This is a genomic window from Parasphingomonas frigoris, assembly GCF_036663815.1.
Lineage (GTDB): Bacteria > Pseudomonadota > Alphaproteobacteria > Sphingomonadales > Sphingomonadaceae > Sphingomonas.
In genome coordinates this window covers 518,105-540,901 of the sequence record NZ_JAXOJQ010000002.1, presented here as the reverse complement: position 1 = coordinate 540,901, position 22,797 = coordinate 518,105, and the positions used below count along the sequence as shown (strand labels likewise).

General features: G+C 66.9%; 21 protein-coding genes. 14 read left to right on the top strand and 7 right to left on the bottom strand.

Going from position 1 to position 22,797, the window contains the following annotated elements; translation table 11 throughout:
- The 8 genes from U1872_RS07870 (at nucleotide 1) to U1872_RS07835 (ending at nucleotide 8,619) form a co-directional block, all read left to right on the top strand.
- On the top strand, nucleotides 1-1,500 hold the full coding sequence (locus U1872_RS07870; protein WP_332792332.1) for a CoA-acylating methylmalonate-semialdehyde dehydrogenase: 1,500 nt from the start codon (nucleotides 1-3) through the stop codon (nucleotides 1,498-1,500).
- A gap of 4 nt (nucleotides 1,501-1,504) precedes the next feature.
- Nucleotides 1,505-1,885 carry a RidA family protein gene (locus tag U1872_RS07865; protein WP_332792331.1) on the top strand — a complete coding sequence of 127 codons (381 nt, stop codon included), beginning with the start codon at nucleotides 1,505-1,507 and terminating at the stop codon, nucleotides 1,883-1,885.
- A gap of 82 nt (nucleotides 1,886-1,967) precedes the next feature.
- The gene (locus U1872_RS07860; protein ID WP_332792330.1) at nucleotides 1,968-3,074 is read left to right on the top strand and encodes a polysaccharide deacetylase family protein; all 1,107 of its coding nucleotides are present in this window, start codon (nucleotides 1,968-1,970) and stop codon (nucleotides 3,072-3,074) included.
- Nucleotides 3,071-4,216: an acyl-CoA dehydrogenase family protein gene (locus U1872_RS07855; protein WP_332792329.1), complete on the top strand. Its 1,146-nt coding sequence runs from the start codon at nucleotides 3,071-3,073 to the stop codon at nucleotides 4,214-4,216. Before U1872_RS07860 ends, U1872_RS07855 begins: the two co-directional genes overlap by 4 nt.
- A 112-nt stretch (nucleotides 4,217-4,328) precedes the next feature.
- Nucleotides 4,329-5,372, top strand: coding sequence for an enoyl-CoA hydratase/isomerase family protein (locus U1872_RS07850; protein ID WP_332792328.1), 1,044 nt, complete (start codon nucleotides 4,329-4,331; stop codon nucleotides 5,370-5,372).
- 103 nt (nucleotides 5,373-5,475) lie between these two features.
- Nucleotides 5,476-6,249 carry an enoyl-CoA hydratase gene (locus U1872_RS07845; RefSeq protein WP_332792327.1) on the top strand — a complete coding sequence of 258 codons (774 nt, stop codon included), beginning with the start codon at nucleotides 5,476-5,478 and terminating at the stop codon, nucleotides 6,247-6,249.
- A gap of 128 nt (nucleotides 6,250-6,377) precedes the next feature.
- Nucleotides 6,378-7,256, top strand: a complete 879-nt coding sequence (gene mmsB / locus U1872_RS07840; protein ID WP_332792326.1) for a 3-hydroxyisobutyrate dehydrogenase — start codon at nucleotides 6,378-6,380, stop codon at nucleotides 7,254-7,256.
- Nucleotides 7,257-7,314: 58 nt separating this feature from the next.
- Nucleotides 7,315-8,619, top strand: coding sequence for a methyltransferase family protein (locus U1872_RS07835; RefSeq protein WP_332792325.1), 1,305 nt, complete (start codon nucleotides 7,315-7,317; stop codon nucleotides 8,617-8,619).
- 93 nt (nucleotides 8,620-8,712) lie between these two features.
- Here the strand turns inward: U1872_RS07835 and U1872_RS07830 are convergent, their stop codons facing one another.
- From U1872_RS07830 to U1872_RS07820, 3 genes are all read right to left on the bottom strand, one after another.
- Nucleotides 8,713-10,086 carry a glutamate--cysteine ligase gene (locus U1872_RS07830; RefSeq protein ID WP_332792324.1) on the bottom strand — a complete coding sequence of 458 codons (1,374 nt, stop codon included), beginning with the start codon at nucleotides 10,084-10,086 and terminating at the stop codon, nucleotides 8,713-8,715.
- Between the two features lie 50 nt (nucleotides 10,087-10,136).
- Nucleotides 10,137-10,889, bottom strand: coding sequence for a 16S rRNA (uracil(1498)-N(3))-methyltransferase (locus tag U1872_RS07825; protein WP_332792323.1), 753 nt, complete (start codon nucleotides 10,887-10,889; stop codon nucleotides 10,137-10,139).
- Nucleotides 10,890-11,112: 223 nt separating this feature from the next.
- Nucleotides 11,113-12,687 carry a PAS domain-containing hybrid sensor histidine kinase/response regulator family protein gene (locus U1872_RS07820; protein ID WP_332792322.1) on the bottom strand — a complete coding sequence of 525 codons (1,575 nt, stop codon included), beginning with the start codon at nucleotides 12,685-12,687 and terminating at the stop codon, nucleotides 11,113-11,115.
- A gap of 254 nt (nucleotides 12,688-12,941) precedes the next feature.
- On the opposite strand from U1872_RS07820, the gene U1872_RS07815 reads away from it, so the two are divergent.
- Complete coding sequence (locus U1872_RS07815) at nucleotides 12,942-13,694, top strand: Crp/Fnr family transcriptional regulator (RefSeq protein ID WP_332792321.1); 753 nt, start codon at nucleotides 12,942-12,944, stop codon at nucleotides 13,692-13,694.
- Between the two features lie 173 nt (nucleotides 13,695-13,867).
- Here the strand turns inward: U1872_RS07815 and U1872_RS07810 are convergent, their stop codons facing one another.
- Complete coding sequence (locus U1872_RS07810; protein WP_332792320.1) at nucleotides 13,868-14,023, bottom strand: hypothetical protein; 156 nt, start codon at nucleotides 14,021-14,023, stop codon at nucleotides 13,868-13,870.
- 180 nt (nucleotides 14,024-14,203) lie between these two features.
- Here U1872_RS07810 and ubiA point away from each other — a divergent pair, with 180 nt between their 5' ends.
- The 3 genes from ubiA (at nucleotide 14,204) to U1872_RS07795 (ending at nucleotide 17,352) form a co-directional block, all read left to right on the top strand.
- Nucleotides 14,204-15,136 carry a 4-hydroxybenzoate octaprenyltransferase gene (ubiA, locus tag U1872_RS07805; protein ID WP_332792319.1) on the top strand — a complete coding sequence of 311 codons (933 nt, stop codon included), beginning with the start codon at nucleotides 14,204-14,206 and terminating at the stop codon, nucleotides 15,134-15,136.
- Nucleotides 15,137-15,209: 73 nt separating this feature from the next.
- Complete coding sequence (locus U1872_RS07800) at nucleotides 15,210-16,568, top strand: TldD/PmbA family protein (RefSeq protein ID WP_332792318.1); 1,359 nt, start codon at nucleotides 15,210-15,212, stop codon at nucleotides 16,566-16,568.
- Entirely contained in the window at nucleotides 16,561-17,352 is a 792-nt protein-coding gene (locus U1872_RS07795) for an inositol monophosphatase family protein (RefSeq protein ID WP_332792317.1), read from the top strand. Before U1872_RS07800 ends, U1872_RS07795 begins: the two co-directional genes overlap by 8 nt.
- Before the next feature lies 1 nt (nucleotide 17,353).
- Here U1872_RS07795 and U1872_RS07790 read toward each other — a convergent pair whose 3' ends face one another.
- The gene (locus tag U1872_RS07790; protein WP_332792316.1) at nucleotides 17,354-17,674 is read right to left on the bottom strand and encodes a DMT family transporter; all 321 of its coding nucleotides are present in this window, start codon (nucleotides 17,672-17,674) and stop codon (nucleotides 17,354-17,356) included.
- A 179-nt stretch (nucleotides 17,675-17,853) separates the two neighbouring features.
- Here U1872_RS07790 and U1872_RS07785 point away from each other — a divergent pair, with 179 nt between their 5' ends.
- Complete coding sequence (locus tag U1872_RS07785; RefSeq protein WP_332792315.1) at nucleotides 17,854-18,285, top strand: hypothetical protein; 432 nt, start codon at nucleotides 17,854-17,856, stop codon at nucleotides 18,283-18,285.
- Here U1872_RS07785 and U1872_RS07780 read toward each other — a convergent pair.
- On the bottom strand, nucleotides 18,282-18,980 hold the full coding sequence (locus U1872_RS07780; protein WP_332792314.1) for an HAD family hydrolase: 699 nt from the start codon (nucleotides 18,978-18,980) through the stop codon (nucleotides 18,282-18,284). The two genes, U1872_RS07785 and U1872_RS07780, sit on opposite strands and share 4 nt — an antisense overlap.
- Nucleotides 18,981-18,985: 5 nt before the next feature.
- The gene (locus U1872_RS07775; RefSeq protein ID WP_332792313.1) at nucleotides 18,986-20,182 is read right to left on the bottom strand and encodes a toxic anion resistance protein; all 1,197 of its coding nucleotides are present in this window, start codon (nucleotides 20,180-20,182) and stop codon (nucleotides 18,986-18,988) included.
- Nucleotides 20,183-20,355: 173 nt separating this feature from the next.
- On the opposite strand from U1872_RS07775, the gene U1872_RS07770 reads away from it, so the two are divergent.
- A complete protein-coding gene (locus tag U1872_RS07770; protein WP_332792312.1) occupies nucleotides 20,356-22,719 on the top strand; it encodes a TonB-dependent receptor in 2,364 nt (787 codons plus the stop codon).
- Nucleotides 22,720-22,797: the final 78 nt, after the last annotated feature.

The following is a 22,797-nucleotide window of genomic DNA, read 5'->3' as shown; positions in this document are numbered from 1 at the left end:
ATGCGGATCATCGACCATCACATCGTCGGCCTGTCGGGCGGCGGCGCGGCGCGGACCGGCGACGTGTTCGATCCCAACACCGGCCTCGTTCAGGCGAGCGTCAACCTCGGCACGCAGGCGACGCTCGACGCCGCCGTCGCCGCCGCGCTGAAGGCGCAGCCGGGCTGGGCGGCGACCAACCCGCAGCGCCGCGCGCGCGTGATGTTCAACTTCAAGGCGCTGGTCGAGGCGCATATGGACGAGCTCGCGCACCTGCTCTCGTCCGAGCATGGCAAGGTGATCGCCGACTCGAAGGGTGACATCCAGCGCGGGCTCGAGGTGATCGAATTCTGCTGCGGCATCCCGCACGTGTTGAAGGGCGAATATACCCAGGGCGCGGGCCCCGGCATCGACGTCTATTCGATGCGCCAGCCGCTCGGCATCGGCGCCGGCATCACCCCGTTCAACTTCCCGGCGATGATCCCGCTGTGGATGTCGGGCGTGGCGATCGCAACGGGCAACGCCTTCCTGCTCAAGCCTTCCGAGCGTGATCCGTCGGTGCCGGTACGGCTTGCCGAGCTGTTCGCCGAAGCCGGTCTGCCCGAGGGCATCCTTCAGGTCGTTCACGGCGACAAGGAAATGGTCGACGCGATCCTCGATCATCCCGCGATCAGCGCGGTCAGCTTCGTCGGCTCATCCGACATCGCGCATTATGTCTACAAGCGCGGCGTCGCGGCGGGCAAGCGCGTCCAGGCGATGGGCGGCGCGAAGAACCACGGGATCGTCATGCCCGACGCCGATCTCGACCAAGTCGTCGCCGATCTCTCGGGCGCTGCGTTCGGCTCGGCGGGTGAGCGCTGCATGGCGCTCCCGGTCGTCGTCCCGGTCGGCGAGAAGACCGCGGTCGCGCTCCGCGAGAAGCTGATCCCGGCGATCGCCGCGCTGCGCGTCGGCGTCTCGACCGACAACGACGCGCATTACGGCCCGGTGGTCAACGCCGCGCACCGCAGCCGGATCGAGCAGTGGATCCAGACCGGTGTCGACGAAGGCGCGGAACTGGTGGTCGATGGCCGCGGCTTCGAGCTGCAGGGCCATGAAAAGGGCTTCTTCATCGGGCCGAGCCTATTCGACCACGTCACGCCCGAAATGTCGGCGTACAAGGAAGAGATTTTCGGCCCCGTCCTCCAGATCGTCCGTGCCGACGATTTCGAGCACGCTTTGCGCCTGCCGAGCGAGCATCAATACGGCAACGGCGTCGCGATCTTCACGCGCAACGGCCACGCCGCGCGCGAATTCGCCGCGCGTGTGAACGTCGGCATGGTCGGCATCAACGTGCCGATCCCGGTGCCGGTCGCGTATCACACCTTTGGCGGGTGGAAGCGCTCGGCGTTCGGCGACACCAACCAGCACGGCATGGAAGGCGTCAAGTTCTGGACCAAGGTCAAGACCGTCACGCAACGCTGGCCCGACGGCGGGGTAGGGGACGGCGCCAACGCCTTCGTCATCCCGACGATGGGGTGAACCGATGAAGCGCCGCGTCAGCAGCGGTTCGCCGCTCGAGCCGATCCTCGGCTTTTCGCGCGCGGTGCGGACCGGCGGCCAGATCATGGTCGCCGGCACCGCGCCGATCGAACCCGACGGATCGACCACGCCGGGCGCCGCGGCGGCGCAGATGGAGCGGTGCTGCGCGATCGTCGCCAAGGCGATTGCCGATCTCGACGGCGACATTGCCGACACCGTGCGCACCTGCATCTATCTCACCGATCGCGCCGATTTCCCTGCGGTCGCGGCGGTGCATGGCCGCTGGTTCGGCACGGCGCGACCGGCCACCACCACGCTGATCGTAGCGGGTTTCATTCGCCCCGAGTGGCGTGTCGAAATCGAAGCCGAAGTGATGTGCGCGTGATGCAGATCGGCCGGCATAATCCTCCGAAGCTGGGGTGAGGCGCGGGGGACTCCTCTGGCGGCTGACCCGCAAGCGGCGTCGCGTGGCGCCCTCGAGGCGCGCGGCGCAGCTCTATCGCTTCCGCGTGGTGCTGCTGTCGGGCGCGATCGTCGTACTCGGCGTGCCGACCGCGTTCAGCGTCGGCCGTGCGCCGCCGTGGCAGGCGAGCGACAAGCGCATCGCGCTGACCTTCGACGATGTGCCGCGCGGGCCCGGCGCCTTCTACACGCCCGACCAGCGCGCCGCGCTCCTGATCGCCGGGCTGCGCGAGGCCGGCGTCGAACAGGCGGCGTTCTTCGCCAATCCCGGGCGGATCGGGCCCGCCAACCGCGCCGACGAACGGCTCGCCGCCTATGTCGCCGCGGGGCATGTCGTGGGCGATCACACCTTCTCGCACCGCGATCTCGCGTCGATGCCGGCGGCGGCGTTCCTCGACGATATCGACCGGGCGGAGGGATGGCTCAAGGGGCGGGCCGGTTATCGCCCGTGGTTCCGCTTTCCCGGCCTCAACCAAGGCGGTCGCGATGTCGCGAAGCGCCGCGCGGTGGTCGATGGCCTCACCGCGCGCGGGCTGCAGATCGCCTGGGTGTCGGTCGACGGCTCCGACTGGAACATCGAGGGGCAGGCGATCGCGGCGAAGCGCGCCGGGCTCGCGATTGACTATGCCGCTCTGCGCGACCTCTATGTCGAGACGATGGTACAATCGGCCGATTTCTCCGACGCGCTGATGCGCCGCACGATCCACCGCGCGCCGCCGCAGGTGCTGTTGCTCCACGAGACCGACATCGCCGCGCGCTATCTCTCCGCGCTCGTCGCCGCGCTGCGCAGCGATGGCTGGCAGATCGTCACCGCCGACGCCGCCTTCGCCGATCCGGTCTATCACGACACGAGTGACTTCGTCAGCGCGAACGGAACGCTGCCCGAGGCGCTGGCGTGGCGCGCCGGGCTTGCCGGCCGGCTCGATTACGAGCGGAACGGCCTGCCGCTCGCCAACCGCCTGTTCGCCGAGCGCGTGCTGCACCGCGTGCCGAGCGCGAATGTCCCCGCACTGTCGCGCGGTTGTCGGGTGAACCTTCACCCGGGGCGGCGCGTCTGTCCTTCGACGGCGCTTGTCGCGCCCCTTCATAGCCCCCTAGGGATTGCCGCATGACCGACCAGTTTGACCTCACGGACGACCAGCGAGAGATCCAGGATCTCGCGCGCAAGTTCACCGCCGACCGGATCACCCCGCACGCGGCGGAATGGGACGAGAAGCATATCTTCCCGCGCGAGACGATCAAGGCGGCGGCCGAGCTCGGGTTCGCGTCGATCTACGTGTCCGAGGAATCGGGCGGGATCGCGCTCGGGCGGCTCGAGGCGGCGCTGATCATGGAGGCGATGGCCTATGGTTGTCCCTCGACCTCGGCGTTCATCAGCATTCACAACATGGCGGCGTGGATGATCGACCGGTTCGGATCGCAGACGGTGAAGGACAAATATCTGCCCTCGCTCGTCACGATGGACCGGATCGCCAGCTATTGCCTGACCGAACCCGGCTCGGGCTCGGACGCCGCCGCGCTGAAGACCAAGGCGGTACGCGATGGCGACGATTACATCGTCACCGGCAGCAAGCAGTTCATCTCGGGCGCGGGCGAGAATGAGGTGTACGTCACGATGGTGCGCACCGGCGTCGAAGGGCCCAAGGGCATTTCGTGCCTGGTGATCGAGAAGGACATGCCCGGCGTCAGCTTCGGCGCGAACGAGCGCAAGCTCGGCTGGCACTCGCAGCCGACGCGGCAAGTGACCTTCGACGGCGTGCGCGTGCCCGCCGAGAACCTCGTCGGCGGCGAGGGCGAGGGGTTCCGCATCGCGATGATGGGGCTCGACGGCGGGCGGCTCAACATCGGCGCCTGCTCGCTCGGCGGGGCGCAGCGCTGCCTCGACGAGGCGATCGCCTACACCCGCGACCGCAAGCAGTTCGGCACCGCGATCGCCGATTTCCAGAACACGCAGTTCACCCTTGCCGACATGGCGACCGACTTGGAGGCGGCGCGCGCGCTGCTCTACGTGGCGGCGGCGAAGGTGACGGCGAACGCGCCCGACAAGACCAAGTTTGCCGCGATGGCCAAGCGCCTCGCGACCGACAGCGGGTCGGCGATCGCCGACCGCGCGCTGCAGCTCCACGGCGGCTACGGCTATCTGATGGACTATCCGATCGAACGCTTCTGGCGCGACCTGCGCGTGCATTCGATCCTCGAGGGGACCAACCAGGTGATGCGGATGATCGTCGGCCGCGAATTGACGCGGCAATGAGCCCGCGCAGCGGAAGACCCTGTCTTTCCTTTTGTGGCTTCGTGTCTTCGTGTGAGTCAGCTTTTCTCACACAAAGACACGAAGCCACGAAGCAAGAAGAGCGATCCTGGTCATGACGGACGAAGTCCTCGCTTTCATCGAAGGGCCGGTCGGCCGCATGCGCTTGAATCGGCCGAAGGCGCTCAACGCGCTGACGACGCCAATGTGTACCGCCATGCTCGAAGCGTTAGACACCTGGCGCACCAACCCCGCGATCGAAGTCATCCTCCTCGATCATGCGGAAGGCCGCGGCTTCTGCGCCGGCGGCGACATCCGCATGCTCGCCGAGAGCGGTGCGGATGACGGCGCGGAGGCGCGCGCGTTCTTCCACACCGAATACCGCCTGAACCACCGCCTGTTCACCTATGCCAAGCCGACCGTCGCCTTCATGGACGGCATCACGATGGGCGGCGGTGTCGGGCTTGCCTGCCCGTGCGACCATCGCATCGGGACCGAGAACACCAAGTTCGCGATGCCCGAGACGGAGATCGGCCTGTTCCCCGATGTCGGCGGCGGCTGGTTTCTGTCGCGGCTGCCGGGGCGGATCGGCCAGTACCTCGCGCTGACCGGCCACCGGCTCGACGGTGCGGAGTGCCTCGCGCTGGGCTTAGCCACGCACTATTTGCCGAGTTCTGCGCTCGAAGACGCCAAGGCACGGATCGCAACGGACCCCGCAGCGCTGGCCGCAACGCTCGCGGATCTGGCCACGTCTCCGCCCGAAGCGAGGATCCTCGCCCACCGCGATGACATCGACCAGCTGTTCGCCTCGGACGTACTCGAGGAGATCTACGCCGCGCTCGAGGCGGATGGCGGCGAATGGGCGCTCAAGCAGCTCGCCACGCTGAAAACCAAGTCGCCGCAGACGATGAAGGTGTCGCTCCGCCTGCTCCACGAAGGCGCGATGATGCCGACCTTCGAGGACGAGATGCGCCAGGAATATGCCGTCGGCGCGCATGTCGTGCAGCGCCATGACTTCCTCGAGGGCGTCCGCGCGGTGATCGTCGACAAGGACAATGCCCCGCGCTGGGAGCCGGCGACGCCCGAGGGCGTGAGCGATCACGTGATCGACCAGATTTTCGCGCCGCTGCCTGCGGCCGAGGAATGGACGCCCGGCTGATCGTCGCCCCGGCGCAGGCCGGGGCCGCTCTGTATTCGCGCGCGGCAGGCGTCGCGCGCACCACCCAACGGCCCCGGCCTTCGCCGGGGCGACGGAGAGAAGAATGACTTACCAAACCCTCCTCGTCGAACAGCGCGGCCGCGTGACGCTCGTGACGCTCAACCGGCCGCAGGCGCTCAACGCGCTCAACAGCCAGATCCTCGCCGACCTGCTCGCCGCGATGGCAGCGTTCGATGCCGACCCCGGGCAGGGCTGCGCGGTGATCACCGGCAGCGAAAAGGCGTTCGCCGCCGGGGCCGACATCAAGGAGATGCAGGCGCAAGGCTTCGCCGACATGTACGCGCATGATTTCTTCGCCGGCTGGGACCGCTTCACGCGCACCCGCAAGCCGATCATCGCCGCGGTATCGGGCTATGCGCTCGGCGGCGGGTGCGAGCTCGCGATGATGTGCGACTTCATCCTCGCCGCCGACAGCGCCAAGTTCGGCCAGCCCGAGATCAAGCTCGCGGTCTCGCCCGGCATGGGCGGCTCGCAGCGCCTCACCCGCGCGGTCGGCAAGGCGAAGGCGATGGAGATGTGCCTCACCGGCCGGATGATGGACGCCGCCGAAGCCGAGCGCGCCGGGCTCGTCTCGCGCGTCGTGCCCGCGGCCGAGCTGGTCGAGGAAGCGGTCAAGACCGCGACGACGATCGCCGGAATGGCGCCGCTCGCGGTGCTGGCGAACAAGGAGATGGTCAATGCGGCGTTCGAGACGAGCCTTGGCATGGGCGTGCAGTTCGAGCGGCGGCTGTTCCATGCGCTGTTCGGGACCGAGGACCAGAGCGAGGGGATGAGCGCTTTCGTCGAGAAGCGTGCGGGGACGTGGACGGGGAAGTGACCTTCTTCTCCCCTCCCGCTTGCGGGAGGGGTCGGGGGTGGGCGCGCGCTCTCGACCGTAGCTAACCTGATAGCGCGCGCCCACCCCCAGCCCCTCCCGCAAGCGGGAGGGGAGTAGGAAGGAAGACCATGACACGCATCGCTTTCATCGGCCTCGGCAACATGGGCGGCGGGATGGCCGCGAACCTCGCCAAGGCCGGCCACGACGTCCGCGCCTTCGATCTGTCGGCAGAGGCACTCGACCGCGCGAAAACCGATGGCTGCCTGCCCGCGACCTCCGCGGCCGAGGCCGCCGACGGCGCCGAGGCGATCGTCACGATGCTGCCCGCCGGCAGCCATGTCGAAGCCGTCTACAACGACCTGTTCGCCGCCGATGTCGCCCCCGCGACGCTGCTGATCGACTGCTCGACGATCGACGTCGCCACCGCCAAGCGTGTGGCCGAAGCCGCGCAGGCCAAGGGACTCACCGCGGTCGACGCGCCCGTCTCGGGCGGCATCGGCGCCGCCAATGCCGGCACGCTGACCTTCATGGTCGGCGGCAGCGCGGAAGCGTTCGAACGGGCGCAGCCGATCCTCGCGGCGATGGGCAAGGCCGTCATCCACGCAGGCGCCAACGGCACCGGTCAGGCCGCCAAGATCGCCAACAACATGCTGCTCGGCGCGACGATGGTCGCGACGTGCGAGGCGTTCCTGCTCGCCGAGAAGCTCGGACTCGACCCGCAGACCTTCTACGACATTTCGAGCGTCGCCTCGGGGCAGAGCTGGTCGATGACGAGCTATTGCCCGGTCCCCGGCGTCGGCCCCGATACGCCCGCCGACCACGACTATCAGGGCGGCTTCGCGACCGCGCTGATGCTCAAGGACCTCAAGCTTGCGGCGGCCGCTGCCGGCGATACCGGCGCCGACACGCCGATGGGGGCAAAGGCCGCCGAACTGTACCAGCGCTTCGCCGATGCCGGGCAGGGCGGGCTCGATTTCTCGGCGATCATCCGCATGTTGCGCGGCTGAGCGAGGGTGGCAACATCCTTAACCCGCTTCTAACGCTTGGGTGCTACCCCTGCCGGTGATGTTCCATGACACCGCCCTAGCGCGCGCCGCGCGTGCCGCCGATCCGCGACCCGCCTCGGCGGTGAGCACGGGCTGCGGGCTCGCCGGGCTGGCCGGGCTGCTCGCCTGGGTCGCGGTTGCGCGCATTGTCGGGATGGACGGCCCCTATGCCGCGCTCGTCAACATCGCGGCGTGCGCGCTGCCGATGGTGCTGTGGGCGGTGCTGGTCGACAAGGTTCATCGGCGTCCCTCGACCGGGATCGACTGGTCGGCGCCCAAACCGTGGCGCGAGACGCTCGACCTGTCGCTCACCAAGCTAGCCGGGCTGTGGCTGACCTGGGCCGGGATCGCGCTGATCTACGGCACCGGGCGCTTCTACTGGAGCAACCAGTGGGGCGGCTTCCCGTTCGCGATGCGCTGCTTCGGGGTCGCCGCGCCGATCCTGTTCGTCGCTTCGATCGCCTACATTCCGTGGATCGACCGCCGGCTCGAACAGCCCAAGGATGGCTGCTGGGCGCTCGGCGCGTGGCTGATGGGGCTCGACGAGCCGATCGACCGCGAGGCGATCTACAACCATCTGCGCAGCTGGGGGGTGAAGGCCTTCTTCCTCGCCTTCATGCTCGCGGTGGTGCCGCCGGGCTTCGCCGGCCTGATCCGCGGCAGCCTTGCCGAGGTGCTGCACGATCCGGTCGCGCTCGCCAACTGGCTGATCGGCTTCATGTTCGTGATCGACTGCGCGTTCGCGACGGCGGGCTATATCCTGACCTTCCGCCCGCTCGATTCGCACATCCGCAGCGCCAACCCGTTCGCCGCGGCATGGATGGCGGCGCTGATCTGCTATCCGCCCTTCACGCTGATGGCGGACAATGGCCCGCTCGATTATCATCCCGGCACCTACGGGTCGGATGGCTGGTCGACCTGGTTTGCCGGGCAACCGCTGCTGCTGATCCCGATCGGTGCGGTGCTGGTCTGGCTCACCGCGATCTACGCCTGGGCGACGCTGGCGTTCGGCTTCCGCTTCTCCAATCTCACCAATCGCGGCATCCTGACGCACGGGCCCTACGCCTTCTCGCGCCACCCGGCCTATCTGTCGAAGAACCTGTTCTGGTGGATCTCGACGATCCCGTTCCTGACGACCGGCTCGTTCGTCGACGCCGCGCGCGCGACGATCCTGATGGGAGTGGTCAGCGGGGTCTATTACTGGCGCGCGCGGACCGAGGAGCGGCATCTCGGGATGGACCCGGACTATCAGGCCTATACCGCATGGATGGCGCGCAACGGCGCGGTGCCGCGGTTTTTTGGCTGGGTGACGGGCCGCAAATAGTCGTCGCCCCGGCGGAGGCCGGGGCCGCTGGAGGGTATGCGCGCGGTGTGCCCAAAGCGCAGCGGCCCCGGCCTCCGCCGGGGCGACGCAAGATCAGAACCGCAGTTCGTCGTAGACCTTCGAAACATCACCGCCCCACACGCCGTGATATTTGTCGAGCAGCACCTGCGCCGGCACCTTGCCGCTGCGCACGATCTCGCGCAGCGGATCGAGGAAGCCCGTCTCGTTGCTGCCGCTCGCGTCGGTGCGGTTGCGCGCGCTGAGCCCCGCGCTCGAAATATCGACCACCTGGCCGGCAATGTCGCGCAGCGTCCGCCCACCGGCGACCGGCGCATCGAGCCCGAGCTTGGGCACCGCATCGCGCAGCGCCTGGCGCTCGTCGATCGTCCAGTCCTTGACCAGATCCCACGCCGCATCGAGCGCACCCTGATCGTACAGCAGGCCGACCCAGAACGCCGGCAGCGCGCAGATCTTGTTCCACGGTCCGCCATCGGCGCCGCGCATCTCGAGGAAGGTCTTCAGCCGCACCTCGGGGAAGGCGGTCGAAAGATGGTCGTTCCAGTCGTCGAGCGTCGGCTTCTCGCCCGGCAGCACCGACAGTTCGCCCTTGAGAAAGTCGCGGAACGAGAGGCCCGCGGCGTCGATATATGTGCCGTCGCGATAGACGAAGTACATCGGCACATCGAGCGCATAGTCGGTGTAGCGATCGTAGCCGAAGCCATCCTCGAACACGAACGGCAGCATGCCGGTGCGCGCCGGGTCGGTGTCCGACCAGATATGGCTGCGATACGACAGCATCCCGTTGGGCTTGCCTTCGGTGAAGGGCGAATTGGCGAACAGCGCCGTCGCCAGCGGCTGGAGCGCGAGGCCGACGCGGAACTTCTGCACCATATCGGCCTCGGACGCGTAATCGAGGTTCACCTGGATCGTGCAGGTGCGCAGCATCATGTCGAGCCCCATCGACCCGACGCGCGGCATATGGCGCAACATGATGGCATAGCGGCCCTTGGGCATGATCGGAAGTTCGGCGCGCGTCTTGTCGGGCCACATGCCGAGCCCAAGGAAGCCGATCCCGAACTTCTCGCCGATCGCCTTGACCTGCTCGAGGTGACGCCCGGTCTCGGCGCAGGTCTGATGGAGGTTTTCGAGCGGCGCGCCCGACAGCTCGAACTGGCCCGCGGGCTCGAGGCTGATCGACCCGTCGCTGCCCGACATCGCGATGACGTTGCCGCCTTCGGTGACGGGCGCCCAGCCGAATTGCTCGAGCTCTTTCAGGATGTCGCGGATGCCGCCCTGCTCGGTATAGCTCGGCGCGTGATGGTCGCTGTCGGCATAGACGAACTTCTCATGCTCGGTGCCGATCCGCCAGCGGTCGGCGGGCTTCTCGCCGCGCGCGAAGCTGGCGACGAGCTGGTCGCGCGATTCGATCAAGGGCGAGCTTTTGATGCTGTCTGGGCGCGTTGTCATGCTCGCGCCTTAGCGCTGCGATCGCCCGCCCGCCAGCAGGTTTCGAATGACTACCAATCCCCTCGGGATGCCATCCAGATCGCGACCGCCGCCGCCGCCGCCGTGTCGGCGCGAAGGATGCGGGGGCCAAGCCCGATCGCGACCGCGCCGGGCACCGCGCGGATCGCCGCGCGCTCGTCGTCGTCGAAGCCACCCTCGGGTCCGATCAGGATGGCAGCCGAGGCGGGGGCGCCGCGCATCGCCTCGAGCGCAGGCGCGCCGCCGGTCTCGTCGGCGAAGAACAGCGCGCGGCCCTGCGGCCAATCGCGCAGCAAGGCGTTGAGCTTTACCGGCTCGGCGAGTTCGGGGACGGCGGTGCGGCCGCATTGCTCGGCCGCCTCGATCATGTGCGCGCGCAGGCGTTCACCGTTGAGCCGATCGACTACGGTCCGCCGCGTCAGCACCGGCACCAGCCGCGCGACGCCGAGCTCGCACGCCTTCTCAGCGACCCAGTCGATCCGCCCCTTCTTGATCGGTGCCGCGCAGAGCCACAAATCGGGCACCGTCTCGGGTCCGCGCAGCTGCTCGGTAACGTCGAGCATCAGCTCGCGCTTCCCGACACTCGCCGCGATGCCGAGCCATTCGCCCGAATGGCCGTCGAACAGTTTGACGGGATCGCCCGGCTTCATCCGCATGACAGCGCCGAGATAATGCGCCTGCGGGCCATCGACGCGCAGCGGGCCGACGCCGAGCCCAGACCCGGGCGGAGTCTCGACGAACAGGCGCGGGGTCGATTGCGGGGGCCAGGCGGGGGTAGCGGGCATCGCCGTGTCCTAGGGGGTGGCGGGGCGGTTTGCTACCGGGATTGCGAGCTGGCCCGCCCGACAGCCAACCCGCGGCACGTTCGGTGAAACGTCGAGCGGCAGGATACGACCGACAGCGCAGGTTCGGGCCGCATCGCCAACCCATCGCTTGCGTCGCATCCGAGTGGGAAGACTGGCGGTCGCGCGATACGTCCACAACGATGCCAGTTACGCCTCGCCAGCATTAATGGAGCTGCTCGACAGGTCCTTTGTCGAGGTTTATTCTAATACATTGCGATAGATCATCGAGCCTATAGGGCTTGCCAACGAATCCATAGTCTAATGTCTCAATCTGCGCGAGCTGGTTCGTATAGCCGCTCGTGACGATCACCGGTATTTCCGGGAGCATGTCCCTCGCTCTTTTCGCAAATTCGAAACCGCTCATTCCCGGCATGATTATGTCGGTGATGATAATGTCAAATGAGCCTGGTTGCTTTGACAGTATGGCCAGGGCGGCATCGCCATCCTCGAGCCAGGAGACCTCATATCCAAGATCGACGAGTCCCCGGACGGCGCTCGCGCCGACGATCTTATTGTCTTCGACGAAAAGGATGGAAGCGTTCGGTGGGCCATCGCTCTTGGCTTGCAGCGCCGCGACAGCATCGGGCCTGACCTGTACTGGTGAAAGGGGTAGATAAAGCGTGATCGTGGTTCCGTGATGCGGTGCCGGGCTGATCGCGACGTTACCACCCGATTGTTTCGTGAAGCCGTAGACTTGGCTCAGACCCAGGCCGGTTCCATGCAAAAGCTCCTTTGTGGTGAAAAACGGTTCGAACACCTTGTCGCGAATATCGACCGGGATGCCAGAGCCAGTGTCGATGACGGACACGCCTACAAATCTTCCCACGATTGCGTGGTGCTTTCGGACGGCGGGCATCGCGGTAAAAATTTGGGTTCTTAGCTCGATGACGCCATCCGATTGGATCGCGTGTTTCGAATTGGTGACGAGGTTGAGGATCGCCGCCCGAAACTGGGTGAGGTCGATGTCCACGGTGCAGTCATCCGTCGCCAAATGAGCACTGAGCACGATTTTACCGCCGACGACGGCCTGCAGCAGCGGGAGGAGTTCCTTGATGCAGTTTCGCATCGAGAAGCGGGTGGGCTTGAGCGGCTGACTGCGCGCAAACGCGAGCAATTGTGATGTGAGCTGCGCGGCCTGTTCGGCTGCAAATTCTATTGTATCGATGTGGCGCGTCATGGCCGGGTCGGGGTATGCGGATTTCAGGTGATCGACCGATCCCATGATCGCCGTCAGCAGATTATTGAAGTCGTGTGCCACCCCGCCAGCGACCCGACCAAGGGACTCCATTTTCTGCACCTGCGCGATTTGCCCATTGGCCTCACGCAAAGAGTCGGCTGCAGCTCGCTTGTCCGAAATGTCGCGGGTAATCTTCACGAAGCCTTTGTGCGAACCGTCGGCTTCGAAAATCGGATTGATGACCACGCTCGCCCACAAGCGGCGTCCGTCAGCGCGTACGCGCCAACCCTCGTCCTCAAACCTGCCCTCGTGCAGGCTGGTCGCGAGGGCACGGGCCGGCACGCCGGCACCAATGTCTTCTTCGGTATAAAAGCAAGAAAAATGCCGTCCGATAATGTCCTTCGCCGAATATCCCTTGAAGCGCTGCGCGGGCGCATTCCAGCTACACACTATTCCATCAGCATCGAGTTGATAGATCGCGTAATCCGTGATGGCATCCAGCAACAGCTGAGCATCGGTTACTGCCCCTTCTGCTGTGGCTCGCGAAACGCTACTCTTCATTACGGCCTCCTCTTTCACGATCCGTGATAAATCGTAGCGCTATCGAAACGAATTCATGTGATGTACGAGGAGCGCCGCCGAATAATATTGGTCGGTCCGGTAACGGGAATAGCGCTGTATTTTTCCGGACAAACAACAGTGGCCTGCTTGTAATTCCGACATGCCGTACCCAAATAACGGTTATCTCCGCTACACGATCAAGGCAGCGGCGACAGAGAGACGATCGCGCTCCCGCCTCTGAGCAGGAGTGCATTGTGGCTGTCGAACCTTTGTGGTCGCGTAATCGCTTTCTGGATTCGCTGTCGTCCTCCGCCTTCGATTTTATAAAATTCTATCTCAGACCGGTCGATCTCGTGCAGGGCGACGTCCTGGTCGAAGGCGGCGAGAAGATTTCCAGCGTTTACTTTCCGCACAGTAGCGTCATCTCGCTGGCCGTCAGGCTCGAAAACGGCGCGACTGTCGAGGCTGCGATGATCGGCAACGATGGCATCTTTGGTGCTTTTTCCGCGCTTGATGGCAAGTTGTCGTTGAACACCGCCATCGTTCGGATCGGCGGCGGCGCGTCGATCCTTGACACCACGCAGCTTCGCGCAACCGCCCAGCACAGCGAATTGTTTCGCGCACTGTTGATGCGCTACGAACAGGTTATTTTCGGTCAAGCGGTACAATCGGCCGCCTGCAATGCGTCCCACAGCGTGGAGGCACGCCTCTCCCGCTGGTTGCTGCGAGCCCGCGATCTGTCGGCCAGGAGTACGCTGCCGCTTACCCAGGAATTTCTTGCCGACATGCTGGGAACGCGGCGGAACAGCGTTTCGGTTGTCGCCAATAGGCTGCAGCAGGCCGGCCTTATCCGCTATCGTCGCGGGCAAATTGAGATAACCGACGTGCCGGGCCTGCGCGCACGCGCGTGCGAGTGCTATGGAGTGGTGAAGAGCAATTATGAGAAATTGCTTCGCGGCCCGATAACGGATGTGATGAATCCAGACAGGGGCATCGAGCTCGCCTGAATCAACGCCGAGCGGCCGCCAGGGCGCGTGCCGCCCAGCAAAGCGTGCGGTTTCCACCAACACTCAGGCATTCTCGGTTGCGTCGTCCCGGCTCTCGCCAGAGCGACGGTCGCGGGTGAGGGCGGCAATCAACGCTCGTGCAACCTGTTGGCCGATCGGCCAGGATCGCAGTGCTATCGCCGCCGCCACACCGCGCGCACCCCCAGCGCGACCACCGCCAGCGCCAGCGCCGCGAGGATCGCCCAGCCGGCCATCACGCCGACGCCGCGCGCCAGCGCCCAGAGCAGCGCTTCGAAGAACCGTCCGATTGCGACGGAGAGATGTACCATACGCTCCGCCTTTGCTGTCCGGCCCGGAAATGGGTTGGCCCTGTATCGCGATCGACCGTGGCGAAGTCGAGGCGGCTGTCGTTGGACCGCCGCGCCGCGCCGCGCCGGAACGCTTGCGCTGTTTGCGCCGCGCGCAGAACAGCGTTTCCGCAATCTTTCCGCGCGGGTATGGCGGAGGGCATGAGCTCCCCTGACCGCATCCCCGCTGACCTGACCCCCGATACCGAGCATCGCGGCCTGGTCGGCTTGCTCCCGCGCCGCGCACGTCCCTTCGCATTGCTGGCGCGCTTCGATCGACCGATCGGCTGGTGGCTGCTGTTCTGGCCGGGCGCATGGGGCGTCGCGCTGGCGGGGAGCGCGGTGACGCACTGGGATCTGATCGTGTGGCTGCTGCTCGGCAGCATTGCGATGCGCGGGGCGGGGTGCGTGTTCAACGACATCGTCGATCGCGATCTCGACCGGCAGGTCGCGCGCACGCGCAGCCGCCCGCTGGCGAGCGGCGCGGTGACGCTCACGGCAGCGTGGGCGTGGCTGGTCGCGTTGTGCCTGATTGGGCTGATCGTGCTGCTCCAACTGCGGCTTTACGCAGCGTTGGTCGCACTCGCGAGCCTGGCGCCGGTCGCTGCCTATCCCTTCATGAAACGGATCACCTGGTGGCCGCAGATCTGGCTCGGGCTCGTCTTTTCCTGGGCTGCGCTGGTCGGGTGGAGCGATGTCACGGGATCGCTGAGCGTGCCGGGGCTGCTGCTCTATGCAGGGTCGATCTGCTGGGTAGTCGGCTACGACACGATCTATGCGCTGCAGGACCGCGAGGACGATGCGCTGATCGGCGTGCGCTCGTCGGCGCTGCGGATGGGCAGCCGGGTGCGGCTCGGGGTTGGGCTGTTCTACGCCGCGGCGCTGGTGCTGTGGGCGGCGGCGATCTGGACAGTACGGCCCGATGGACTCGCGCTCGTCGCGCTGCTGCCGGTGGCGGGACACTTCGTCTGGCAGGTCGCCACGCTGATGCCCGAGGACGGCGCGGGCGCGCTGCACCGCTTCCGCTCGAACCGTTTTGCCGGGCTGCTGGTGTTCATGGCGTGCGTCGTGGTCGGGACGCCCTGGCCGTATTGATCAAGCCCTCCCCTGAAGGGGAAGGGAGCAGGGATGGTTGCACCCCCGCCCGCCCGCACCTAAGTCCGCAGCTATGTTGACCCCAGACCAAGCCCGCGATCGCGCTGCCGATATCGTCACTCGTGCCAAGGCGGCGGGCGCCGATGCCGCCGATGCGGTCTATGCCGCCGATACCTCGCTCGACATCGCCGTGCGGCTTGGCGCGCTTGAGGATGTCGGGCGCTCGGAAAGCGCCGAACTGGGCCTGCGCGTGTTCGTCGGCAAGCGCTCGGCGAGCGTCTCGACCTCGGATCTCTCGGCCGACGCGCTCGCCGCTTTGGTCGAGCGTGCGGTGGCGATGGCGCGCGAGGCGCCTGAAGATGCCTGGGCTGGCCTCGCCCCGGCCGATCGCCTGATGCACGGCGCGCCGCCGCTGCTCGACCTCGACGATCTCGCGCACGGTGGCAGCGAGCCGAGCCCGACGGTGCTGCGCGACGCGGCGCAGGCGGCGGAAGACGCAGCGCGCGCGGTCCCCGGCGTCACCAACAGCGAAGGCGGCTCGGCCAGCGCCGCGCGCTCGATCTGGGCGCTCGCCACCAGCCACGGGTTCGCCGCGGCTTATGCCACGACCGGCTACGGCCTGTCGGCGAGCGTGCTGGCAGGCGAGGGCGGCGCGATGGTGCGCGATTATGCCTATAGCTCGAAGCGGCATCGCTCCGCGCTCGACGATCCCGCCGCAATCGGCACGCGCGCCGGCAATCGCGCGGTGGCGCGCGTCAATCCCGGGCGCCTCGCCAGCGGGCCGATGAGCGTGGTGTTCGATCCGCGCGTCGGGTCGAGCTTGCTCGGGCATCTGATCGGTGCGATCTCCGGCCAGGCGATCACGCGCAAGACCAGCTTCCTGCTCGATGCGCTCGGCACGCAGGTGTTCGCGAGCGGCGTGACCGTGCTCGACGATCCGCACCTCCCGCACGGCCTGCGTTCGCGCCCGTTCGACGGCGAGGGGCTTCCCGTCTCGCCATCGGCGATCATCGACGCCGGGATGCTCGAGACGTGGCTGCTCGACAGCGCGTCGGCCCGGCAATTGGGGCTCGAGCCGACCGGCCATGCCGCGCGCGGCGTCAATGGTGCGCCGGGGGTGTCGACCAGCAATCTCCACATGGCGGCGGGCGACGTACCGCCGACGACTCTGATCGCGGACATCGCGAACGGCGTGCTCGTCACCGAACTGATCGGCATGGGTGTCAACGGCGTGACCGGCGACTACAGCCGCGGTGCGGCTGGTTTCCGGATCGAGAATGGCCAGGTCACCGGCCCGGTCGCCGAATTCACCATCGCCGGCAATTTGAAGGACATGTTCCGCAACCTCACCCCCGCCAACGATCTCGAATTCCGCTACGGCATCAACGTGCCGACGATCCGGATCGACGGGATGACGGTGGCGAGTGGCTGACGCCGGCCCCGATCGGGCGCTGGTCGATGCGGTCGCGGCGATCGCCGCCGAGGCGGGCGCGCTCGCGCTGTCGCACTGGCGCACCGATTTTCACCGCTGGGAGAAAGCGCCGAACGATCCGGTCAGCCAGGTCGATCTCGACGTCAACATGCTGCTCCAGGCGCGCCTGACCGCGCTGCTGCCCGATGCCGGCTGGCTGTCGGAAGAGACTGCGGACAATGCCGACCGCCTCGCCTGCGGGCGGGTGTGGGTGGTCGATCCGATCGACGGCACGCGCGATTACATCCGCGGGCGCGACGGCTGGGCGATCTCGGTCGCGCTCGTCGAAAATGGCCGCGCGACGATCGGCGTGCTCGATGCGCCTGCGCGGGGGGACATCTTCCGCGCCGCGCTGGGGCAGGGGGCGACGCGCAACGGCGTGCCGGTGCGGGTGGGAAATCGCGCCGCCTTCAGCGGCGCACGCGTGCCGACCGACGGCCTGCCCAAGGTCGACAGCGATCTCGTCGTGGTGGCCAAGCCCAATTCGATCGCGTTGCGCATCGCGATGGTCGCGGCCGACGAGGCTGATCTCGTCGCGACGCTGCGCTGGGGATCGGAATGGGACATCGCCGCCGCCGCGCTGATCGCCGCGGAAGCCGGCGCGAGCGTGACCGACGCGCTCGGCGGCAAGCTCGCCTTCAACACGCCGACCGCCAAGGCGTTCGGCGTGTTGGTAACGACCCCCGGCATCCACGCCGCCGCGGTTGAGCGGCTGCGCGATCGCGCGCGGACGCTGTCGGCCTAGCTCACGCGCTGGCGAACGCCTTGGTGCCCACCACGCCGACGATGATCAGCGCGATGAAGCCGACCTGTGGCGCATTGAGCTTCTCGCCGAACAGCATCACCCCGAGGATCGTCACTCCGACCGCGCCGAGGCCGGTCCACACGGCATAGGCCGTACCCGCGGGCAGGCCGCGCATCGCCAGCGCGAGCAACCCCATGTTGACGAAGCTGAGCGTGACGGGCACCGCGCCGGCGAGCCAGCCGCCATGCATCGCTGCCCATTTGAGGCTGAGCGCCCAGATAATTTCGGTAACCACGGCAATGCCGAGGATGAGCCACGCCATGTGCGGGACCTCCTGCTGTAACGGGCTCGGCTGAAATGCGGCTGCCGGAAACCCGAAAGAGGCGCGCGCCGAGGGCAGATGGGGTTTCATGGCGCGATTGTCCAGCCCGTGCGGTCGGCGGTTTTGCGGATCGGATGAACGCGGCTTGTTGGGCTTTCGTCGCGCTGCTAGCCCAGGGCATGGATAGCACATACCGCCCGGTCCCGTTCGGACTGGCCCTCGTTGCGGCGCTCGCCGTCGCCGCCCCGCTCGCTGCCAAGGAGGCCGCTGGCCCGCCAAAGAGCGAACCGATGCTGGCGCTCGCACAGCTCAGCGAATCGGTCGACGACGTGACCGATCCCGCAGCGCTGGCGAAGCGGCTCGAGGCGTTTCGCGATGCCACGCAGAAGATCCGCAGCTGCAGCGAAGTCCCCGCGGTTGCCAAGGCGCTCAATGCCGAACTGACCACCAACCGCCAGGTCCCGCTGTCGGCGCTGCCGTCGGCGTTGCGCACCACGGTCGCGACGATGCCGATCGGCACAGCGACCCCGATCTTCGGCGAGCCCGGCAAATATATCCGCACCGTCGTGCTGTGCGGGCGCGACGTTTCGACGCCGCAAGATGGACGTTAGACCGAACCCTCGTCGCGATATTTGATCTCGAGGAACCGCCCGCGCGTCTCGAGCGAGTCGAGATCGCCCTGCGCGATCTGCGCCGACATCTGGCCGATCTCGTCGTCGATCAGCCGGAGCCCGTCGGCGAGTTGCGCGTCGGGGGTCTTGCCGTTGCGCGCCACACCGCGCAGCGACGCCGGGACCTTGGCATAGCCCTTGAGCAATTCGGGCAATTGCTCGCCGATCAGCTTGCGCACTTCGGCGGCGACCGGCTCGCTTTCGTCGAGCGCGGCGAGCTGCGGCGACAGCGTCTCGAGCCGCACGCCGATCCCGTCGACCAAGGTCTGCGCGGGCGCGGGGAGCAGCTTGCGCTGCGTGTCGAGCCACTGCTCGGTCTTCGCCGGCAATGCCTTGAGCGGCACCTGCGTCAATTGCTCGACGCGCACCGGCGCGCTCAGCGTCGCGAACAGCAGGATCGCGGTGACCACGATCAGCAACGCGCCGACCAGCAGCGCCCCGCCCATGCCGAGCGGGACGAACCAGCCAACCGCGATCGCCGCGACGATGATCGCGAGGTCGGCCGCACCCGCGAGCGCGACGCGCCGCCCGAGCCCGGTGCTGCGGCGCCGGCGCGCGCGCAGCGCCTCGCGGTCGCTGCGGGTCCGGTCCAGCAGCGCGCCGGCGCGTTCGATCTGGCGGTCGACATCGGTCACGGCGCTTACATCGCCTCCAGCTTGAAGGTGTCGCCGCCGGCGCCCTTATTTTCGATCGCGCCCTGCGCTCGCGCGATATAGCCCTTCGACTTCTCGACTTCGTTCGACAGCGTGCCGACGGTGGTCTTCATCGAATCGAGCGCCTTGAGCTTGAAGCTGTCGATCGCGTCCATCGTATCGTAGATGTTCTGGAACGCGCGCTGCAGCGTCTCGACGGGAATCGTCGAGGCCGCGGCCTGCTCGTGGATCGTCGCGGTCTGCGACTTGAGCAGCTTGCCGGTGGCATCGATGATGTTCGCGGTGGTCGAGTTGAGCGCGGTGATCTGGTCGAGCACGAGCTTCTGGTTGGCGAGCGCCTGCGCCACCGTCACCGCGGTGCGCAACGCCGAAACCGTCGTGGTCGAGGCGCGATCGACGCCCTTCACCAGCTCGACATTGTTCTTCTTGACCAGATCGAGCGCGAGATAGCCCTGCACCGTCACCGCCATCTGCGTCAGCAGGTCCTGCGTGCGCTGGCGCACGTAGAACAAAGCGCTCTCGCGCAGCGCCTTGGCTTTCGCGGGGTCGCTATGGTCGAGCTCGTTGGCCTTGTCCTCGAGCCGCGCGTCCATCTCCTTCGACAGCACGATCATCTGCTCGAGCCGCCCCATCGCCGACCACAGATTGGCGCGCTCGGTGTCGATCGCGGCATTGTCCATCAGCAGCTCGTCCTTGCCGCGCGCGAGCGTCTTGAGGATCGCCGAGATGTGCGACTGCGAGGAGCGATATTTGTCGAAATAGGTGTTGAGCCCGCCGCCGAACACCTTGCTGAGCAGGCCGCGGCCCGAGATCAGTTTGCTGTTGGTCGAGGGATCGAGCTTCTCGATCGTGCGGCGCAGCTCGGTGAGGTCGGCGCCGACGCCGGTCTCGCCGTCCATCGCCTTGACCGGGCGATCGAGGAAGCGGTTCGACTGCTCGGCCGCGGCGCGGATTTCCTTCTGGCCCATCGCCGCGATCGCGTCGACGCGCTTGCCGAATTCGGGGCTGTTGACGTCCTGCGCGACGAGATCGTCGACGAAGCCCGCAACCTTGGTCTGCAATTGCGTGCGCACGGCGTCGTCGACCGGCACCAGCCCGATCGCCTTTTCGGCGGGAACGACGGGGACGGGATCAGGCGGGGTCAGGACCAACGTGGTCGCTTCGGTATCGGCAGCGGTGGCCATGTCGTCACTCCAGGCAGATTGTGCACCCTAGATGACCGGGAACGCGCTGCGGTTCAAGTGTGTCACTCTACTAATACGCGAACTGTCACGCAACCTTCACGGAAATGACGCGCGTTCGACGCCGAGTGCCGATACCGCGCTGCAGCAACAGCATAAGTGTAAGGGGTTCCATCATGCGTCGTTCGTTTTCGCTGGCCACGGCCAGCGCCATTCTCTGTTCCGTTTCGTCGGCGGCGCTCGCCCAGGCGACCGTCCAGCCTGACGCGCCCGAGGAGAGCGGCGACATCGTGGTGACCGCGCAGAAGCGCGAACAGCGCATCCAGGACGTGCCGATGACGGTGTCGGCGGTGACCGGCGCGAAGATGGCCGAGCTCGGCGTCAATTCGCTCGCCGAAGTCGCGATGTACATTCCGGGCCTGCGCATTCAGGAGCAGAGCGCCAACAACCCCGGCTTCGTCATCCGCGGCATCACCTCGGACAGCGGCTCGTCGCAGCAGGGCGCGCGCGTTTCCTTCTATTACAATGGCATCGACATTTCGCGGACGCGCGGCGCCTATCAGGACCTGTACGATCTCGAGCGCATCGAAGTCGTCAAGGGCCCGCAGGCGACCTTGTTCGGCACCGCCTCGGCGGTCGGCGCGGTCAACATCATCTCGGCACAGCCGCGCGCCGGCACCTCGGCCGGGCTGACCGGGACGTACGGCAATTACAATCGCGGCCAGGTGTCGGGCTTCGTCAACGTCGGCAACGATACGCTGTCGGGGCGTCTCGCCTTTGCCTACAAATATCATGACGGCTTCGTCCGCAACATCGCCGGCGATCCCAACGTTCCCAACCAGAATCAGGGCAAGATCGACCAGGACGATCTCAACGGGCAGGACCAGCGCGGCATCCGCGGCTCGCTGCGCTGGGCGCCGACCGATGCGATCACGGCGAGCCTTGTCCTCACCTACGACGGCCAGCGCAACCCCGGCACCGCGTTTCGCTCGCGCGCGCAGGCGCCGACCGGGGGTAATGGCGGCGATTACAGCTATGCCGAACTGTCGGGTTCCCCGTTCAGCGCGCAAGTACTCGGCGCGGCCAAGCTCGGCCTCAAGCGCGACGTCTACGACGCCAACCTGACCGTAGCGTGGGAGCTGGCGCCGGGGGTGACCTTCACCACCGTCAATGGCTATCGCAAGTTCAACAGCAACGAAGTGTTCGATGCTGACGGCGGCCCGGCCTGGTTTCTCGAATTCGCAGAGGATGCGCGCGGCGACCAGTGGAGCCACGAAGGTCGCTTCAACTTCACGGGCGAGAAATATCGCGCGTCGTTCGGCTGGAACGGTTTCTTCGAGAACAACCTCCAGCGCGTTCCTTTCTCGACGGAAGAGGGCACCTATCTGACCTGCGCCGGGGCCCTGCCGGCGGCGACCCGCGCGGCGCTGCTGACGGCAGGTATCCCGAGCGGCCCGGGCTGCGTCCTTCCCAACGGCACCGTCGCGGCGGCGCGGACCACCGCGATTCTGACGCGCGGCGCCGCGACCGCGATCCCCTACGCGTCGGTCTTCACCAACTATGGCACCAACGACACCTATTCGGTGTTCGCCAACGGCACCTGGATCCCGACGCCGCGGCTCGAACTGACCGCGGGCGCGCGCGTCCTGATCGAGCAGCGCAAGTCGGGCTACAGCTCGGTCCAGCCCAATTCGGTGCTGGCGGGCGTCCCGCTGCTGCCGACGGTCAGCACCGACGGCGCGACGTATCGCGCACAGCGCAGCTTCACCGCGGTGCTGCCGCGCTTCAACGCGCTGTTCCGCGTGACCGACGCGATCAACCTTTACGCGACGATCAGCAAGGGGCGTCGTTCGCCCGTCGTACAGCTCGCTGCGCGGACCGTCGGCGGGGTCGCGATCCCCAACCTGCAGATCGTCCCCGACGAAGTCGTGTGGAACTACGAAGGTGGCATCAAGGGCAAGATCGGTCCGTTCAGCGGGTCGCTCGGCATATTCTACCAGGAATACAATCGCTTCCAGGTGTCGGTCACCAACAACGGCGTGACGACCACGGAGAGCGCGGGCAAGGCGACCAATCCGGGCGTCGAGTTCGAAGGCGATCTCCGCGTCAGCAAGATCCTCTCGCTGTTCGGCAACTTCGCCTATGTCGACGGCAAGATCGCCAACAATCCGAGCTACGGCGCCTATTCGGGCGACCAGTTCCGCCTGCAGCCGAAATACAGCGCCTCGGGCGGCGCCACGCTGCGCGTTCCCGCCGGCAGCCTGACGGTCTACGCCACCCCGTCGGCCACCTATCAGAGCAAGGTGTTCTTCGAGCTCCCGAACTCCGAGGCGATCAGCCAGGGCGGCTACACGCTGGTCAACCTGCGCGCCGGCGTCGAGCTCAAGGACGGCCAATATCGGATCGGCGGTTTCGCCCGCAACCTGCTGAACAAAAAGTATCTGATCGACGCCGGCAACACCGGCGGCGGCTTCGGCATCCCGACCTACATCCGCGGCGAGCCGCGCGTGTACGGCGTGGAGGTTGCGGGCAAGTTCTAAGGCCGCGCACATCCTCCCCCGCCAGGGGGAGGTGGCGCCGAAGGCGACGGAGGGGGAGGTAAGGGTGCCCTCCGTTGC